This is a genomic window from Sphaerisporangium fuscum (assembly GCF_018531465.1).
In the GTDB taxonomy this organism is placed as follows: domain Bacteria; phylum Actinomycetota; class Actinomycetes; order Streptosporangiales; family Streptosporangiaceae; genus Sphaerisporangium; species Sphaerisporangium fuscum.
Window position 1 is genome coordinate 124,084 of the sequence record NZ_JAHDTF010000018.1, and the last position, 18,465, is coordinate 142,548.

General features: G+C 70.5%; 11 protein-coding genes. 8 read left to right on the plus strand and 3 right to left on the minus strand.

Translation table 11 applies throughout. The annotated features are described in order from the left end of the window. Positions 1 to 7 precede the first annotated feature (7 nt). Positions 8 to 1,267, minus strand: a complete 1,260-nt coding sequence (locus tag KIK05_RS22980; protein WP_214412857.1) for a nucleotide sugar dehydrogenase — start codon at positions 1,265 to 1,267, stop codon at positions 8 to 10. 202 nt (positions 1,268 to 1,469) lie between these two features. Between KIK05_RS22980 and KIK05_RS22985 the strand changes: the two genes are divergently transcribed. The 4 genes from KIK05_RS22985 (at position 1,470) to KIK05_RS23000 (ending at position 7,006) form a co-directional block, all read left to right on the plus strand. After that, positions 1,470 to 2,549, plus strand: a complete 1,080-nt coding sequence (locus tag KIK05_RS22985) for an ice-binding family protein (protein WP_214412858.1) — start codon at positions 1,470 to 1,472, stop codon at positions 2,547 to 2,549. Positions 2,550 to 2,958: 409 nt separating this feature from the next. Continuing rightward, the gene (locus KIK05_RS22990; RefSeq protein WP_214412859.1) at positions 2,959 to 5,001 is read left to right on the plus strand and encodes a DUF4082 domain-containing protein; all 2,043 of its coding nucleotides are present in this window, start codon (positions 2,959 to 2,961) and stop codon (positions 4,999 to 5,001) included. 92 nt (positions 5,002 to 5,093) lie between these two features. Further along, on the plus strand, positions 5,094 to 6,248 hold the full coding sequence (gene rffA / locus KIK05_RS22995; RefSeq protein ID WP_308250071.1) for a dTDP-4-amino-4,6-dideoxygalactose transaminase: 1,155 nt from the start codon (positions 5,094 to 5,096) through the stop codon (positions 6,246 to 6,248). Positions 6,249 to 6,250: 2 nt separating this feature from the next. Continuing rightward, positions 6,251 to 7,006 carry a GNAT family N-acetyltransferase gene (locus KIK05_RS23000; RefSeq protein WP_214412860.1) on the plus strand — a complete coding sequence of 252 codons (756 nt, stop codon included), beginning with the start codon at positions 6,251 to 6,253 and terminating at the stop codon, positions 7,004 to 7,006. On the opposite strand, the gene KIK05_RS23005 is transcribed toward KIK05_RS23000, so the two are convergent. Together KIK05_RS23005 and KIK05_RS48960 are read right to left on the minus strand one after the other, a co-directional pair. Further along, entirely contained in the window at positions 6,957 to 7,967 is a 1,011-nt protein-coding gene (locus tag KIK05_RS23005; RefSeq protein ID WP_214412861.1) for a glycosyltransferase family 2 protein, read from the minus strand. The two genes, KIK05_RS23000 and KIK05_RS23005, sit on opposite strands and share 50 nt — an antisense overlap. Positions 7,968 to 8,231: 264 nt before the next feature. Beyond that, entirely contained in the window at positions 8,232 to 11,681 is a 3,450-nt protein-coding gene (locus KIK05_RS48960) for a DUF4082 domain-containing protein (RefSeq protein WP_308250072.1), read from the minus strand. A gap of 422 nt (positions 11,682 to 12,103) precedes the next feature. Here KIK05_RS48960 and KIK05_RS23015 point away from each other — a divergent pair, with 422 nt between their 5' ends. The 4 genes from KIK05_RS23015 (at position 12,104) to KIK05_RS23030 (ending at position 18,465) form a co-directional block, all read left to right on the plus strand. Continuing rightward, the gene (locus tag KIK05_RS23015; RefSeq protein ID WP_214412863.1) at positions 12,104 to 14,455 is read left to right on the plus strand and encodes a hypothetical protein; all 2,352 of its coding nucleotides are present in this window, start codon (positions 12,104 to 12,106) and stop codon (positions 14,453 to 14,455) included. A gap of 326 nt (positions 14,456 to 14,781) precedes the next feature. Further along, complete coding sequence (locus tag KIK05_RS23020; protein ID WP_214412864.1) at positions 14,782 to 15,954, plus strand: glycosyltransferase; 1,173 nt, start codon at positions 14,782 to 14,784, stop codon at positions 15,952 to 15,954. Next, positions 15,951 to 17,303, plus strand: a complete 1,353-nt coding sequence (locus KIK05_RS23025) for a lipopolysaccharide biosynthesis protein (protein WP_214412865.1) — start codon at positions 15,951 to 15,953, stop codon at positions 17,301 to 17,303. Before KIK05_RS23020 ends, KIK05_RS23025 begins: the two co-directional genes overlap by 4 nt. A gap of 61 nt (positions 17,304 to 17,364) precedes the next feature. Then, entirely contained in the window at positions 17,365 to 18,465 is a 1,101-nt protein-coding gene (locus KIK05_RS23030; protein ID WP_214412866.1) for a DegT/DnrJ/EryC1/StrS family aminotransferase, read from the plus strand.

An 18,465-nucleotide genomic window follows, 5' to 3' on the forward strand; every position in this document is an offset into this window, starting at 1 on the left:
CCGCCGGTCACAGGCGCTCGACGTTGTCCCCCCGGCAGCGGTTGCGGGTGTCGAAGACCAGCTTGCTCACCCCCTGCACCAGCCGGTAGTCGAAGCAGTCGTGGTCGGTGAGCACCACGACGGCGTCCGCGGCGGCGAGCTGCGCCTCGGTCGGCTCCACCATGTCGATGCCGGGTGGCAGCTGGAAGGCGTCGACGTGCGGGTCGGCCGCGAGCACGTCGGCGCCGAGCTTCGTCAGGGCCTTGGCGACCTCGATCGCGGGCGACTCCCGGCAGTCGCCCGCGTTCTTCTTGTAGGACAGGCCGAGCAGGAGCAGGCGGCTGCCCTTGACGGGCTTGTACCGCTGGTTGAGCGTGAGGGCGATCCGCTGCACGACGTGCTCGGGCATGTGGTCGTTGATGTCGTTGGCCAGCTCCACGAACCGGAAGTTGTGCCCGAGGCTCCGCTTGACCCGCCATGACAGGTAGGACGGGTCGATGGGCAGGCAGTGCCCGCCGACGCCGGGGCCGGGGGTGAAGCGCATGTACCCGAACGGCTTGGTGGAGGCGGCGTCGATGGCCTCCCACACGTCGATGCCGAGCTGCCGGGCGAAGATCGACAGCTCGTTGACCAGGGCGATGTTGACGTGCCTGAAGGTGTTCTCCAGCAGCTTGCACAGCTCGGCGACCTGCAGCGAGGAGACGGGCACGACCTCGCGCACGATGCGGCCGTAGAACTCCTGGATCTTGCGCAGGGACAGGTCGTCGATGCCGGAGACGACCTTCGGGGTGTTGTCCAGGCGCCACTCGGCGTTCCCGGGGTCGATCCGCTCGGGGCTGTACCCGAGGTGGAAGTCCTCCGGGGTGCGCAGGCCGGAGCCGTCCTCGAGAAGGGGCCGGAGGTACTCCTCGGTGGTGCCGGGATAGGTGGTGGATTCGAGGACCACCGTGGCCCCGGGCCGTACCAGCGGCGCGATCGACTCCCCGGCCGAGCCGATGTGGCGCAGGTCGGGCACCCCCTCGCGCAGCGGGGTGGGCACCGTGATGACGCAGACGTCGAATCCCTCGGCGGCGGCGTAGCCGGTGCTCGCGAGGTAACGGCCCGAACGGTGCGCGGCCGCCAGTTCCTCGTCGCTGATGTCCTCGACGTAGGACTCGGCGGCGTCGAGCCGCTTCACCCGCCACTCGTCCACGTCGATGCCCACCACGTGGAAACCTGCCCGCACCGCCCGCATCGCCAGGGGCAGGCCCACATAGCCCTGCCCCACGACCACCAGCTTCTCTGCCATATCAGGACCTCCGCGCATTCGCGAAACGATATGCACGACTGTAAAAGGCCCTCCTTGTTATAACGCCGATTCGACGGCGGCACGGGCGTGTCGTTCCCGGGCTCGCCGCGAAGGTGGAGATAGTGAGCCGGGACACCGAATCGAGCGGCATTCATATCGAAAAGTGGGCTGATTCATGATGAATACGCATTTCCGTGATTCCTTGCGACCTCGTCCCGCGACGATCCTCGCGGCCGTCGCCATGACCGTCCTTCCCCTCGCCTCGCCCGGCGCGGTCGCGTCGGCGGCCCCCACCCCCATGATCATGCCGGGCCATTTCCACAAGGTCTCGGTGCGGCCGGTCCAGCTGGGCGAGGCCAGGGACCTCGCCGTGCTCGGCGCGACGGGCGTGATCAACACCGACAGGACCACGATCACCGGGGACGTCGACGTGACCCCCGGCAGGACCGTGAGCGGTTTCCCGCCCGGCGCGGTCCGAGGGCAGATCTCGATCGACACCGCCGAGGCGCGGCGTGAGAGGGCGGCCGCGATCGCCGCCTACAACGACGCCGCGTCCCGCACGCCGACCGCCACGCTCCCTTCGGTCATCGGCGACAACACCGTCCTGCCGCCCGGCGTCTACAACACGCCGGGCGGGGTCTTCACCCTGATGGACACGCTGAGACTCGACGCCCATGGCGACGTGAACGCGGTGTGGATCTTCCAGGCCTCGTCACTGATGACCATGAAGTCCAGCAACATCGACCTGCTGAACGGGGCGCAGGCGGAGAACGTCTTCTGGCAGGTGAGCGACGACGCCACCCTCGGCCTGTACGGCACCTTCCGGGGCAACCTCCTGGTGCGCAGGGGGATCACCGTGGACCGGTGGGCGGCGGTGTTCGGGCGCACGATGGCGCTCGACCAGACGCTGCAGATCATCGGCACCGACGACGGGCCGCACACGCGCATCACTCAGCCGGACGACCCGCCCACCGCCACGACCCTCACCTCGTCGCCGAACCCCTCGGGTTCCGGTCAGACGGTCACCTTCATCGCGAAGGTGGCCGGCGACTTCCAGGGGTTCACCCCCAAGGGCCAGGTGCTGTTCAGGGACGGCGACCAGATCATCGGCTCGGGGACCATCGACGCCTCGGGTGCCGCGACGTTCAGGACGGCCAGGCTGGCTCCGGGCGACCACCCGATCACCGCGGTCTACGTCGGCGTCGGCACCTTCGCCAACGAGGCGTGGGTCCAGTTCCTGCCCAGCCAGTCGCCCGTGCTGGTCCAGCACGTGACCGGCTAGCGCGGCGGCGGCGTCGCTCCGCCGGAGGCGCGGGCGCACCGGCGGAGCAACGCCCGATATTCCTGACACAAATGCAATTAAGATGATAAATGCAAGTATTTCAATATAAACGCACTACGGAGCATGATTTCTTCGTCCGAAGTATTGTCAATAAAGACCGGGAGAGCGTAAAGTCGGAGACACAGAGCGTTACAGAGGTCTCCCGATGGTCCAGCCCAGGCCCGCATCCCACGCCGCCGATGGCGCGATCGCCGAAAATCGTCCCCGATCCACTCCATGACGTGGTGACCTTTCCCCACCACGGGTGGCGTCCCGATTCGGACCCCGTTCGCAGAAGATCCTGAGACAGGCCTCGACGCTTCCGCACGGGCGCCCGCAAGGCGCCGACATCCCCGAGAAGTTGATCAGCATGCCCTACCCTCGCCCCATCTTCGGCTCCCCTCACCACCGTCCCCGCATCGTCCGCATCTGTCTCCTCATGGCCCTGTCCACCGCCCTGGCCATGGCCCTGTCCATCGCCGACCCGCACACCGCGTTCGCGGCGGTCCCCCCCATCACCCTCGGCAGCGCCGCGTCCTTCGCGGTGCTGGCCAACAGCGCCGTCAACAACACCAACCAGACGACCATCACCGGCGACCTCGGGGTGAGCCCCGGCAGCACGGTGACCGGGTTCCCTCCCGGCACCGTGAGCGGCAGCGTCCACGCCGGCGACTCCACCGCCGCCGCGGCCCGAAGCGACGCCGTCTCCGCCTACAACGACGCCGCGAGCCGCACCCCGGTCGTCACGGCGGCCGCCGAGCTCGGCTCCACCACCAAGACCCCCGGCGTCTACACCCCCGGCGGCGGCGCCTTCCAGATCAACGGCACCCTCACCCTGGACGCCCAGGAGGATCCCAACGCCCTGTTCGTCTTCACCGCGGGCAGCCTGACCACCGCGAACGTCAGCAACATCAGCCTGATCAACGGCGCCCAGGCGAGCAACGTCTTCTGGCAGATCACCGGCTCGGCGTCGCTGGGCGGCCTGTCCACCTTCCGGGGCAATCTCCTGGCCTCCAGCTTCGTCACCGTCAACAGCGGCGCGTTCGTCTTCGGCAGGACCTTCTCCCTGAACGGCTCGGTCACCACGGTCGGCGGCACCACCGGCCCGGCCACCGCCATCAGCCTCCCCAACAACCCGGCGACCAGCACCGCCCTGACCACCTCCGCCAACCCCGTCCAGGAGGGGCAGTCGGTCACCTACACCGCCACGGTGAGCCCGGCCTCGAGTCCGCTCATCCCGCAGGGCCCGGTGGCGTTCAAGGACGGGGCGACCGTCCTCGGCACGGTCAACCTGAACAGCTCGGGCGCGGCGACGTTCACCACCTCGAGCCTCGCGCCGGGCCGGCATCCCATCACCGCGGCCTACCTCGGCGGCGACGTCTCCAGCGGTGAGGGCATCGTCCACTTCGCCCCGAGCATCTCCCCCCAGATCACCGAGATCGTCACGGCCTCGTTGTGGGACAACTCGGCGGTCCCCGCCGTGGCGTCGGCCGCCGACGGCAGGGCGGTCGTGGTGGGCGTGAAGTTCCAGGCCACGGCGAACGGCACCGTCAGGGGCATCAGGTTCTACAAGGGCGCGCTGAACACCGGCACCCACACCGTCAGCCTGTGGACCAGCGGCGGCACGCTCCTGGCCAGCACCGTGGCCACCATCGAGACGGCGTCCGGCTGGCAACAGGTGAACTTCTCCACGCCGGTCGCCATCACCGCCGGGACCACCTACATCGCCTCGTACCACACCACCTCCGGGCACTTCTCCTACACCACGGGCTACTTCAGCTCGCAGTACACCAACGACCCGCTCCTCGCCCCGGCGGACGGCGGGCCGCAGGGCGGCAACGGCGTCTACGTCTACGGCTCGACCAACGCCTTCCCGACCAGCACGTGGCAGTCGGCGAACTACTGGGTGGACCCCGTCTTCGTGCCCGCCGCGAGCCTGTGGCCCAACAGCACCGTCCCGGCCACGGCCTCCAGCGCCGACACCGCCCCCGTCGTGGTCGGCGTGAAGTTCCAGGCCACCGCGGACGGCGTCATCGAGGGCATCAGGTTCTACAAGGGCGCACTCAACACCGGCCCGCACACCGTCAGCCTGTGGACGCTCGGCGGCACCCAGCTGGCCAGCACCACCTCCAGCGGCGAGACGGCGTCCGGCTGGCAGCAGGTGAACTTCCCGACACCGGTGGCGATCAGCGCCAACACCACGTACGTCGCCTCGTACCTGACGACATCAGGGCACTACTCGCAGGACACCTCGTACTTCACCTCGCAGTACACCAACGCCGCGCTGATCGCGCCCGTGGACGGCCAGTTCGGCGGGAACGGCGTCTACGTCTACAGCGCGACGAACGCCTTCCCCACCAACACCTTCCAGAGCTCGAACTACTGGGTCGACGTGGTGTACACCGCGAGCTGACATCTCGCCCCGAACGTAAGTCTTTCGCAAGGGCTCTCCAACGCCGGCGGGACACCGCGCCCGCCGGCGTCCCGCCGTTGTTGACTGCCTTCGTGAACACGATCGGCCTGGACGCGATCCCCTTCAACCGACCGCACCTGTCCCCGCGCGAGCTCGACTACCTCGCGGAGGCGGTGCGCGGCGGGTCGACCTCCGGGGACGGTCCGTTCACCCGCCGGGCCACCGCGCTGCTGCAGGAGATGACCGGGGCGGGCCAGGTGCTGCTGACCACCTCCTGCACCCACGCGCTGGAGATGTCGGCGATCCTGCTCGACCTGCGTCCCGGCGACGAGGTGATCATGCCGTCGTTCACCTTCGTGTCGACGGCCAACGCCTACGCGCTGCGCGGCGCGGTCCCGGTGTTCGTCGACTGCCGGCCCGACACCCTCAACCTCGACGAGAGGCTGGTGGAGGCGGCGGTCACCGAGCGCACGCGGGCCATCGTGGCCGTCCACTACGCGGGGGTCGCCTGCGCGATGGAGGTCCTGTGCGAGGTCGCGGGCCGGCACGGGCTGGCCCTGATCGAGGACAACGCCCACGGGCTCGGCGGCTCCTACCGGGGACGGCCCCTCGGATCCTTCGGCCGGATGGCGGCGCAGAGCTTCCACGCCACCAAGAACGTGCAGTGCGGGGAGGGCGGTGCGCTGCTGGTGAACGACCTCGACCTCGCCGCGCGCGCCGAGATCGTCCGCGAGAAGGGCACCGACCGCAGCCGGTTCTTCCGCGGCCAGGTGGACAAGTACCGGTGGGTCGGCATCGGCTCCAGCTACCTGCCGTCCGACGTGCTCGCCGCGCAGCTGACCGCCCAGCTGGAGGCCTTCGACGGCATCCAGGCGCGCCGGCACGAGGTGTGGCGGACGTACCACGAGGAGCTGGCCGACTGGGCGGCCGCGCACGGCGTGTCACAGCCGGCGGTCCCCGAGGGGTGCCTCCACCCCGCCCACCTGTACTACCTGCTGCTCCCGGACCTGGAGAACCGCCAGGGGCTCATGGCCCATCTCAGGGACAACGGGGTGCAGGCGGCGTTCCACTACCAGCCCCTGCACATCGCCCCCGCCGGGGCACGGTACGGGCGCGTGGCCGAGGGCGGCTGCCCGGTCACCGAGCAGGTCGCCGACCGCCTCCTGCGGCTGCCGGTGTACGCCGATCTGGACGAGGCCGGTCTGACACGGGTGATCGACGCCGTCCGCGCCTACGGGATGAGCTGACGGTGCCGGAGAGCGAGACGCGGACGGTGGCGTCCCCTCAGGAGTCGGCCCGGTTCGGGTGCTCGGTCGAGCGCCTGACCGTACCCGGCGGCGCCCGCTTCCCCTCGGTCCGGGAGGCGATCCTGGCCTCGGCGGCGGACGTGATCGTGGTCCGGTACCCGGCCGAGCACGTCGACTGGTTCGCCCGGCTGACCGCGCTCGGCCGTACCGCGGTGTTCGCCGACTCGCTGGCCTACTGGCGCCTGCGCGCGGGCGAGGGCCGCGCGCCCGGGCCGTCCGCGGGCCTGAGCCCGAGGCCGGTGGGCGAGGTGGCCGAGGTGAGGAGGCTGGTGGCGGAGATCTTCTCCTCGTACCGCAACCACTACCTGGCCAACCCGCTGTTCGGGGCGAGCCAGGCGCTGGCGGGGTACCAGGAATGGGCCGTGCGGTCCGCCGCCGAGCGAGGGTGCCTGGGGCTGTGGAGCGCGGACGAGGAGGCCTTCCTCGCGCTCGCGACCCTGGACGAGGACGGCCCCCGGACGGAGATCCTGCTCGCCGGCGTGGTCCCTCAGGCGCAGGGAGGCGGCCTGTACGCGCACCTGCTCAGGGGCGTCGAGGAGCGCACGCTCGCCCGGGGCGCGCGGGAGGTCCTCATCTCGACGCAGGGGCACAACGTCCGGGTGCAGCGGGCGTGGGCGAGGTACGGGTTCGAGCCGGTGGAGGCCGTCCTCACGGTTCACCTGATCCGGCCCCGGCTCCCGCGCGCCGGTGACCGCTAGCCGGCACGCCCGTCTGGTACGGCTCGCTCACCCGGGCGCCGCCCCCGGCGCGTTCGCGCACGACGTAGGTGGGCCGGCCCATGCCGCTGCCGTGGATGCGCCCGATGTACTCGCCGAGGACGCCGATGGCCATCAACTGGGCCGAGGAGAAGACGGCCACCATGGAGGCGATGGTGGTGAAGCCGGCCACCGTGGTGTCCCCCGCGAGGAAGCTCCACAGGACGGAGCCGGCGAGCAGCAGGCCGACGACGCCGACGAGGAACCCGAGGTAGCTCGCCGCCCGGAGCGGCGTCGTGCTGTAGCCGAGGAGCATGTTCATCGCGTGCCGGACCAGCAGCCGCGCGGTGTAGGCCGAGCGCCCGTGGTCGCGCTCGCTCATGTGCACCTTCACCGAGCCGATCCGTGTGGTGGCCCAGGACAGGGCGACGTCGATCGACGCGTGCGGCCCCGACAGCCCTTCGAACCCGTCGCGCAGCTGGGTGCGGAACGCGCGGAAGGCGCTGATGGCCCGCGCGGCGCGCACTCCGAGCGCGATCGCCATGGCCGCCTTGACCCACCGGGACGCGAGGCTGCGCACGAAGCCGTGCTCCTCCTTGTGCGGGACGCCGTAAACCAGGTCCAGGCGGTCGCCCTCCAGTGCCGCCAGCAGGAGCGGGATCTGTTCCGGCGGGTGCTGCAGGTCGTCGTCCATCGTGACGATCTGCTCGAAGGCCGCCTCCCGGATGCCGGCCACCAGGGCGTTGTGCTGCCCGTAGTTGCGGGAGAGGTGGAGCGCACGGACGCAGTCGTACCGCGAGGCGAGCTCGGCCGCGGTCCTCCAGGTGTCGTCCGGGCTTCCGTCGACGACGAGGAGGACCTCGTGGCGGACGCCCATCTCGCGAAGGACGGGCACCAGCCGGGCCACCAGGACCGGAAGGGTGCGCGCGGAGCGGTAACACGGTACGACCACCGACACCGACATTTGGTCCCCCGATCATCCTCAGTGGCCGGCCACGATCCCCTCCGCGTCTCACCGATGCCGATCGCATCACAGACCTCTCGGCGCACGCCACCACGGCTCCGGTCCCTTACGGCGTCCTTGGCCGGGGATTGCCGCCGGCGGGCACGGGGCCGCGATTCTTTCCCCGGTGGTGACGGCCGGTTGGCGCCCGGGGGGGGCGTCCCGGCGAAAGCGGCCCCGCCCGCTGGATGCGGGCGGGGGTGTGCGTGACGGGACTCCTGTCGGCTAGGCCGGGTCGAACAGCGTGTCCACCCAGTAGTTGGTGGCCTGGAAGGTGTTGTTCGGGAAGGCGTTCGCCGCACTGTAGACGTAGACCCCGTTGCCCCCGGAGGCGGCGTCGGACGGGGCCACGAGCGGGTAGTTCGTCCACGAGCTGCTGAAGTACGGCCGCGTGTACGAGAAGTGACCCGACAGTGTGTTGTAGGAGGTGATGTAGGTGGTCCCGGCGGTGACCGGCACCGGTGTGTCGAAGTACGCCTCCTGCCAGCCGGAATCGGTCTCGTTCGTGAACGTCACGCTGGCCAGCAGCTGGCCGTCGCTGGTCCACAGGCTCCCGATGTGCGTGCCGGTGTTGAACACGCTCTTGTAGAACCGGACGCCGCGGATCGTCCCGTTGGTGGTCGGCGTGAACTTCACGCCGAGCACGACGGGGCTGGTGTCGGGATGCGCGTCGACGGCCGGCGTCGCCGAGTCGTTCCACAGCGAGTTCGACGGCGCGAACACCACGTCCGTCCAGTAGTTGGTCGCCTGGTAGGTGTTCGTCGGGAAGGTGGGCGACGCGCTGTAGGCGTACACCCCGTTACCTCCCTGCGCCCCGTCCTGCAGCGCGATCAGGGGCGGGTTGTTGTACTGCGTGGTGAAGTACTGGTTGGTGTACGGGAAGTGCCCGGATCCGACGAAGGTGGAGGCGATGTAGGTGGTGCCGGCCTTCACCTGCACGGGAGTGCCGAAGTAGACCTCCTGCCAGCCGGACGGCGTCTCGTTGGTGAAGGTGGCGCTGGCGAGCAGTTGGCCGTTGGTGGTCCACAGACTCCCCACGTGGATACCGGTGTTGAAGGCGTCCTTGTAGAACCGGATGCCCCTGATCTCCCCGGTCGTGGTCGCCTGCCACTTCACGCCGACGTTGACCGGGGTGGTGTCCGGGTGGGCCCCCACCGCCGGGGTGGCGGTGTTGCTCCACAGGGTGGCGGACGGCGTGAACACCACGTCGACCCAGTAGTTGGCGGCCTGGGTGGAGTTGGTGGGGAAACCGCTGGTCGCCCCGTACCGGTACACGCCGTTGCCGCCGTCGAGGCCGTCGGCGAGCGCGACGAGCGGCCCGTTCACCACCGAGGTGGTGAAGTAGCCGAAGTCGAACGCGTACCTGCCGTTCGGCGCGAAGTAGGAGGCGACATAGGTGGTGTTGATGTTGACGGGTACCGGCACCGGGAAGTCCACCTGCTGCCAGCCCGACGCGGACTCCGAGGTGAACGTCGCGCTCGCCAGGAGCTGCCCGGTGGAGGTCCAGAGGTTGCCGATGTGGGTGCCGGTGTTGAACGTCCCCTTGTAGAACCTGAGACTCCTGATGTAGCCGGCGCTGGTGACCCTGAACTTCACCCCGAGCTCCACCGACCTGGTGTCGCTGGAGTTGGCCGCGCCGGGGACGGTCGTCGACGACCAGATCGTGCAGGGACAGGCCAGGACCACGTTGACGGTGATCGCCGTGGTGGTCGTCTGCAGGTTGCCGATGTCGTCGACCGCCCGGACCCTGATCGTCACCGGCCCGCTCGTGGCGGGCGGCTGCCACTGGTAGCTCCAGTCGGTGGTGCCCTGTGCCTGGAACCACCGGACGCCGTCGAAGGAGATCTCGACCCCGGCGACGACGCCGCCCCCGGTGTCCGCCGCCGTTCCCTGCACCATGACGACCGACCCGTTCGTCACGGTGCCGGCGTTCGACGGGCTGGTGATCGCCGAGGTGGGAGGGGACGTGTCGGTGGACGCCGTCGCCGGCACCAGCCCGGGTTGCAGGCTGGACGGCTGGGAGTGCATGTCGGCGAGGAGGTTGACCGTCGCCTGCTGCATGTCGATGTTCGTGGGCGTGCCGGGGGTGGTGTGGTTGGCGTCCAGCCCCCACGACCACTGGACGGTGCCGGCGCCGAAGACGAGCGCGCCGCTGGCCGCCCTGTACAGCGCGAGGCTGTGCGTCAGGACGCCCGCCCCGTACCTGCTGCCGAAGTCGAGCAGTACCTGCGTGTCGGCGGCGATCGTCGTCGACGAGTACCTCACCGGGCCGGGGGGCTCGACCCCGTTGTCGGGCAGGATGTCCCACTCGTACCCGAGGGTGTTGGTGGGGAAGGTCGCCACCTGGCCGGGCTGGAGGTTCGCGATCGAGGTGTTGCGCCAGATCCGCATCTGGGAGAACACCGACGACACGGTTATCGCGTCGTGCCTGGCACCGTTCATCATGAACAGCGTGCCGGTCATGGCGTTCTCCGGCCGTCCGCCGTCGGACGGCGGTGAGAAACGCGGGTCGCGCCAGGTGCCGGTCCACTGCGGGCTCGGATCGATCTTCGCGTTGGCCAGCGTCTCCTTGTAGCAGACCAGTGTCCGGAACGGGGTGGAGGTCCCGTCGATGCTGGGCTCCCACCTGGTCTTCCAGAACGACTCGTTGCCCGAGAAGAACGCGAGGTTCACCCCGTTATCTCGGGCGTTCACCACATTTGTTCGCATCTCGTTGGACCAGTACTCGTCGTGGCCCACCGACAGGAACGCCTTGTGGTTGAGCAGCAGGTTGCCCTGTGCCGAGGTGTCGATGCTGGAGATGTAGCTCACGTCGTAGCCGTTGGCCTCCAGCCATCTCACCATCGGATACTCCGCCGACATGAACCACGACTGGTAGGAGCCCTGGCAGCAGTCGCAGCAGTTGGTGGTGAAGGGACGGTTGTAGCTCACCTTGTAGGCGCGCCCGGCCGGGTTGCCGGAGTACAGGCTGTTGCCGCCGTAGGTGTTGTACGCCTGCCAGGTGGTGTCGGAGGTCTTGAACAGCAGGTCGGAGTTCCGCACGTCGTCGCGCACGACGAAGATCACCTGGCTGGCGCCGGGGGTGCCGTCGTCCCGGACCAGCTTGCCGATGTACACCCCCGACACGGCGGTCGCGGGTATCGTCCAGGTGGCGGACACCGCCCAGTTGCCGCAGTCCACCAGGCCGGTGGACGGGTCGGACACGCAGGCGGGCTGGGCCTGCGGAAGCGGCACGGAGGGCAGGACGGTCGCGATCTTGCGGGCGCCGTTCCCTCCGTAGTAGCCGATGCGATAGATGTCCATGTGGTAGGCGGTCGCATCGGTGATGACCTTGAACCGCATGGTGTCGCCGACGACCCCGCTCATCGTGGTGGCGTAGCCCCGGATGTTGTCGCTGCCGGCGCCGGACACGTCCCACTCGCTCGGCGGGTTGCCGGGCAGGTTGTTCTCCTGGCAGATGATGTTGGTCGGCGGGTTGCAGGTCGCGCGACGGGCCCGCCGTCCGTCCCGCTGCTGCGCCTCCCGGAACGCGAGGGCCGCCTTCCTCGCCCCTCGCGCCTTCGACAGCTCGGCCGCCGCCTTCTCCAGATCCTTCGCCTTCGGCGGGCCGGGGGGCCTTTCCGCCCCCTTCGAACCGTCCTCCCCGGTCTTGTCGTCGGCCGGGATGACCTGCACGTGACGGCGGTCCGCGGCCGGCTTGCGTGCGCCGTCCGGATAGGCATTCGCCGCCGTGTACCCGCTGCCAAAAGTGCCAAAAGTGGTCAGGACCATGACCAAGGCGATCCGGGATCTCCATTTCCCGCCCGGTGGTCCAGCCGTTTCGGAGCCCCGCGGGAGCTCCCGCGAATTAAGTAAAGAACCGCGAACAGGCCACGTCATCTTCATGCGCGCAAGCGTTACAACACGTTCGCCGCCACGAGCGCCGGGACTCCTCGCACGACCTTATCCTTGCCAGGCCTTGCCCGGGTCAAAAGGCTTCGGGCGAATGAATTTGCGGATTATCGGCTCGGTACGTGCCGACAAAAGACGGGCAATGACATCGCCCAGCGCGGGCGTCGGCGGCCACGTCCGAAGCCCGCGTCGCGACACTTTCGCGCATGACCACCAATCCGGCCGTCGACGACTCCCCTCTCGGCCCCGCGGAGGCCACGACCGCGGCACCGGCCCGGCGGGAGGAGCCGCCCGCCGGCCGCGGGAAGGCCCGCCGCCTCATCACCTCCGGGTGGCCGCCGGCGGCGCTGACGGCGGCCCTCACCGTGACCGTTCTCGCCCGCTACGGCGTCTCCCCCCGGGAGACCGCGGTCTTCGGCGCCTATCTCCTGCTGTGCGTGGCCCTTCCCGGCACATTGCTCGTCAGGGCGACGTTCCCCGGCGCCCGCACGCTCGCGGAGGATCTGGCCCTCGGGCTGACACTCGGCTACGCGCTGGAGGTGCTCGCCTACATGCCCGCCCGGGCGGCGGGCGCGCCCCTGCTCGTCCTGCTGTGGCCGCTGACCGTCTACGGCGTCTTCGTCCTGGTGCCCCGGCTGCGCCGGCACTGGACGGCGAGGCCCGCCCGCACGGCTCCGCCGTGGTGGACCTGGTTCCTCGCCTCGACCCTCATGTACCTGGTCGGCTGGAGCGCCTTCACCTGCTTCCGGCTCAACGCCCTCACCTGGCCGCAGGCCGGATGGGCCCACCACGACCTGCCGTTCGCCCTGTCCCTGATCGGCGAGCTCAAGCACCACATGCCGCCGTCCCTGCCCGAGGTGGCCGGGGAGGCGCTCCACTACCACTGGTTCGTCTACGCGCACTACGCCGCGTCGAGCTGGATCACCGGGATCGAGCCGCTGACGCTGCTGTTCCGCCTTTCGGTGCTTCCCATGCTCGCGGCCCTGGTCGTCATCGTCGGCATGACGGGGCGGCGGGTGACGGGCTCGCGCGCCGGGGCCGTGCTGGCGATCGCCGGCACGCTGTTCGTGGCGACCCCCAGCCTCTACGCCAACGCCAACGGCCTGCTGCGCTGGACGGGCGTCCTGCACGTGCCGTGGAACAGCCCGACGCAGACGTTCGGCGCTCTGCTGTTCGCCCCGGTCGTGCTCGTCCTGATCGACCTGCTCACCCGGCCGAAGGGCGGCCCGGCGCGATGGGCTCTCCTCGGGGTGCTCCTCGTGGTCCTGATGGGGGCCAAGTCCACGTATCTGCCGATGCTCGCGGCCGGGCTGAGCGTGGTGGCGGTGACCGAGCTGCTGCGGCTGCGCCGGCCGCCCCGGGCCGCGCTCACCGCGCTCGGGATGACCCTCGCCTGTCTGGCCTACGCGCAGCTCGTGCTCTTCGGCCGCGTCCGGCAGGGAACGGTGGTCGACCCCCTGGCGGTCGCGCGGGGCACCTGGCGGGACCTCGTCGAGCAGGGCGCCCTGACCACGCCCGGGACGGCCTCGGTGCTGGGCGTCACCCTGGTGTACGTGCTGTGCTGGGCCGTCACGTGGTGCGGCGTCCTCGGGCTGCTGAGCAGGCCGCGTCTGCTCGCCCGGCCGCCGGTGGTGCTCATGCTCGCGACCGCGGCCTCCGGCGTCGGCCTGATGCTCGTGCTCGGCAGTCCGGGCGACCTGAACCAGTCGTACTTCCTGCAGGCCAACTACCCGTATCTGGCGGTACTGGCGGGCTACGGGCTGCTGGTGGTGACGCGGCGCGAGCGGCCGCCGGCGGTGGCGCTGGCGTGCGCGGCGGCCGTGGGCATGGCGGCCGCCTTCCTGATCCGCGCCGCGTGCCACGTCGAGGTGCCCCTCCCCACCGGCAGGCCGGACGGCGACCTCTTCCTGCCCTTCGCCGTCCTCCTCGGGGTCCTGGTCGCGGCCACGGCCCTCGCGGCGGCGGCACGGCGGCGCGTACCGGCCTGGGCGCTCCTGCTCACCATGGTGACCGCGGCCGGGGCGCCCGCCGCCTGGCAGGCACGCGTGTTGTTCCACTCCCATGCGGGGGCCGACGGCAACATCGTCGCCGACGGCCACCCGACACCGGAGCAGATCCCGCAGGGCGCCCTGGCGGCCGGCCACTGGCTGCGCGCCCATTCGCGGCCGGATGAGCTGGTGGCCACCAACGCGCACTGCCGGTGGGGGCACGAGGATCCCTGCGACAGCCGTCACTTCTGGGTGTCGGCGCTCAGCGAACGGCGCGTCCTGGTGGAAGGGTGGACCTACGCCGCCACCAACCTGGACCGCTGGCGCGCCGGGCAGCCGTACCCCATCCTCCCCTTCTGGGACACCCAGCGCATCAGGGACAACGACGCGGTGTTCCTGACGCCCTCCGCGGCGGCGGTCGCGCGCCTGCGGGACAGCTACGGGGTGCGGTGGCTGGTGGTCGACGAACGCCTCACCGGACCCGGGGCGGGGCTCGAGCGCTTCGCGGGTTTCCAGGTCCGTTACGGCGACTACGCGATCTACCGTCTGCCGGACCGGCCCGCCTCGTAGTACATCCACGGCTGAACGCCCATCGAATATGTCGCGCCACCGGACTTCACGGCAAAACCACCGAAACGGCGACTTCCGGCGAACACGGAGCCGCAAAAGGCGTGCCGTCCGGGAATCGAATGACCGAATCGATATGCTGGCCTCAATTTGGGCCCGCCGGTCCTCGCAGGCCGCCGGAGTTATTCGTCAAAATGCGCGCCGGAGAACAGTCACACACGAAGGTCGATGAAATCCGCGATTCACCGGGTCCTCGGGGGCCCACAGGAATCCGGAGCGTCCGTGCAAGCGGGAGGCAAGATGAGAATCGCATCCGGAAAGGCGTCGTGATGGCGGAGTACGCGATCAGCGGGATCACGTCCAAGCCGGTACGGGCGTCCGAGCCCGCTCCGCCCGGCCGGCGGCGCGCCCCCATCCGCGTCTGCGAGGTGATCAAGGGGCTGAACCTCGGCGGCGCGGAGACCGCTCTGGCGGAGCGGCTGCGAGTGGCGCCCCAGGACGGCGTCACCTACACGGTCATCTGCCTCCACGCCTCGTGGAACGTCCTCATCGACAGGATCCGCGCGGAGGGGATCGAGGTCATCGACCTCAGCCCGTACTCCCGTCTCTCCGCCTACGTCCGGCTGGTCAGGGTGGTCCGGCGGCTGGCCCCGCAGGTGGTCAACATGCACTCGCCGCTGCCCGCCATCGTGCTGCGGCTCTTCCTGCGCCCGTCGCGCCGCAAGCCGCATCTGATCCACACCGTCTCGGGCATCAAGTACCGGCCCGCCACCCTGCTGCTCGACCGCCTGACCCGGCGGCTGGACGACCACACCGTCGCCGTGGCCTCGATGGTGGCCCACTCCCCCACGGCCGTCGGGGCGCGGCGGGTGTCCGTCCGGATCCACGGCATCGACCTCGGCAGGCAGCGGGAGTGGGCGGCGCGGGCCGGCGAGGTGCGAGGGGAGTTCGGCGTCCCGGACGACGCCTTCCTCGTCGTCTCGGTGGCCAATCTCCGCGCCTGCAAGAACCACCTGATGCTCGTCGAGGCGGCGGCCGAGGTCGTGCGCGCCCGCCCGGACGCGCTCTTCCTGCTCGCCGGCGAGGGCCCGATGCACGACCAGATCAGCGCGGAGATCGAGCGGCGGGGCCTCGGGGACCACGTCCGTCTCCTGGGGCGCGTCCCGGACGCCTACAGGCTCATCGCCTCGGCCGACCTGCTGGTGCTGAGCTCGCACAACGAGGGCCTGCCCGTCGTCGCCATGGAGGCGCTCGGGGCCGGCGTGCCGGTCGTGGCCACGGATGTGGGCGGCCTTCCCGACATCATCACCTCGGGGCGCAACGGCATCCTCACCAGCCCCGGATCGCCTTCGGCGCTCGCCGCGGGCCTGCTGGAGGCGATGGAGCCGGCCGAGCACCGCAAGCTGAGGTCGGGGGCGTTGTCGAGCGACCCGCAGATGCTCGACATGGTCAACACCGCTCGCTGGTTCGAAGACCTCTACCAGGATCCGACCCGGGGATGACGGGTTCGACGGGCGGCGTCAGGACCCGCCGGGGCGGCGAGAGCGCGCCCGCGTCCCACCCGGGCGGGGGACGCGCGGCGCGCACGCGCGGCGCGGCACGGGCGATCCTGGACACGATCATGGCCCGCGGGATGGTGACCGCGAGCACCGCGGTCGTCGGCGTGATCACCGCGCGCACCCTGCTCCCCGAGGGCCGGGGGCGGTACGCCGTCCTGATCGCGATCGCGTGGGCGGGGCTGGTGCTCGGCGGCCTGTCGGCCGACCAGGGCCAGGTCGTCCTGTGGACCGACTCCGGGCGCCGTCCCGCTCTGACCGCCAACGCGCTGGTGCTGGGCGTCCTGCTGGGGGTGGTGGCCGCGCCCGCCGTCGGCGTGGTGACGGTCCTGGCGGGAGCCGGCCCGGCCTGCACGGCCGTCATGCTGGTCTCCGTACCGATCCTGATCGCCTGGGAGTACCTCTGCGGCATCGCCCTGCTGCGGAACCGGACCGACGTGCTGAACCGCGCCACGATCCTGGCCTCCCTGCTGTGGTGCGCCTCGGTGATCGCCACGGCGCTGGCCGGGTGGCTGACGGCGGAGCTGGCCTTCGCCCTGTGGACGGTGTACGAGCTGGTCACCGTCGTCTTCTTCGTGATCGCGCTGCGGCCCGACGTACGGCGGTTCGACCTCGGGCTCGCCCGCCGCACGGTGGGCGTCGGCCTGCGCTACCACCTCGGCCTCGTCTGCACGCAGTTGCTGCCGCGGATCGAGATATTGCTGGTGAACACGTTCGGCTCCACCAGCCAGGCCGGCCTCTACGCCGTCGCCGTCACCCTGGCCGACCTGGCGCGGATCCCGGTGGAGGCCCTGGTCAAGGTGGCGTTGCCGAGGCAGGTGGAGGGAGACCGCCTGCGGGCGGCGCAGATCACGCTGCGCGCGGCGCGCGGGGCGTTCCTCATGGCGGTGGTGTCCGTGGGCGGGCTCACCGTGCTCGCGCCGACGCTGGTCCCGCTCGTCTACGGGGACGCCTTCAGGGGCAGTGTCGTCCCGTTCTTCTGCCTCACTCCGGGAGTCGTCGCCCTGAGCGTCGCGCGGCCGATCTGGATCTTCCTGGTGCGCCTCGACCGGCCCTGGACGGTGACGACGATGTCGGTCTCGGCACTGGCGCTGGACGTGCTGCTCGGGGTCTTCTTCATCCGCCTGTGGGGGGCCACCGGGTGCGCCGCGGTGTCCAGTGCCGTCCTCACCACGCTGGCCGCCGCCCAGTGCGCGTGGTTCCTGCGGGTCACCGGCACCCCCGTGCGGCGCCTGCTCCCGAGGTGGTCGGAGATCGCCACATCGTTGTCGGCGGCCGGCACCCGCGGAGGCTGATCGAGGCGGCCCGGGCCGCCGTCCCCGTGGTGAACCAATGAGAAGGAGAGTGAGTGCGGACGTGCCAGAACAGATACTGATCAACGATCTCGGCCGCCACGCGTCCATGACGGAGACGGCGGTGCGGGCCGGCGTCGAGCGGGTGCTGCGCAGCGGCTGGTACATCCTGGGCGAGGACGGGGCGGCCTTCGAGCGGGAGTTCGCGGCGTACTGCGGCGCGGACCACTGCGTGGGGGTCGCGAACGGCACCGACGCCATCGAGCTGGCTCTTCGTGCCCTGGGGATCCGCCCGGGAAGCCGCGTCGCCTCGGTCGCCAACGCCGGCGCCTACACGACGACGGCTCTGCTGGCGCTCGGCGCCGAACCGGTCTTCGTCGACGTGGACCGCGACAGCAGACTCATGGACCTGGCCCACCTCCGGCAGGTGATCACGCAGGGCGGCGTCGACGCTGTCGTGGTGACGCATCTGTTCGGGCTGCTCCACGACATGCAGGCGGTGCTGGAGATCACGGGACCGTCCGGCGTCCCCGTGCTGGAGGACTGCGCGCAGGCCCACGGCGCGCGCCGGGACGGGCGGCGCGCCGGAGGCTTCGGCGCGGCGGCGGCCTTCAGTTTCTACCCCACCAAGAACCTCGGTGCGCTGGGCGACGGCGGCGCGGTGGTCACCGGCAGCGCCGAGGTGGCCGAGCGGGTGCGGCGCCTGCGGCAGTACGGGTGGGAGACGAAGTATCGCGCCACCGTCCGGGGCGGCCGCAACAGCCGCCTCGACGAGCTGCAGGCGGCGGTGCTGCGGGCCAAGCTGGCCTTCCTGGACGAGTGGAACGAGCGCCGCCGGCGCATCGCGACGCGCTACAGCACCGAGATCAAGCATCCGCGGGTCGGCTGCCCGGCCGTGCACGGTGAGGAGTTCGTCGCGCACCTGTACGTCGTCACCACCGACGACCGCGACGGGCTGCGCCGGCACCTGGCGGACGCGGGGATCCGCACCGACGTGCACTACCCCGTCCCGGACCACCGGCAGCCCTGTCTCACCGAGTTCCGCGAGCGGTCCCGGCTGCCGGTGACCGACGAGCTGGCCTCCGCCGTCCTGACGCTCCCCTGCTTTCCCGAACTCTCCGAGGACGAGGTCACCCGGGTGATCTCGTGCGTGAACGCCTGGTGA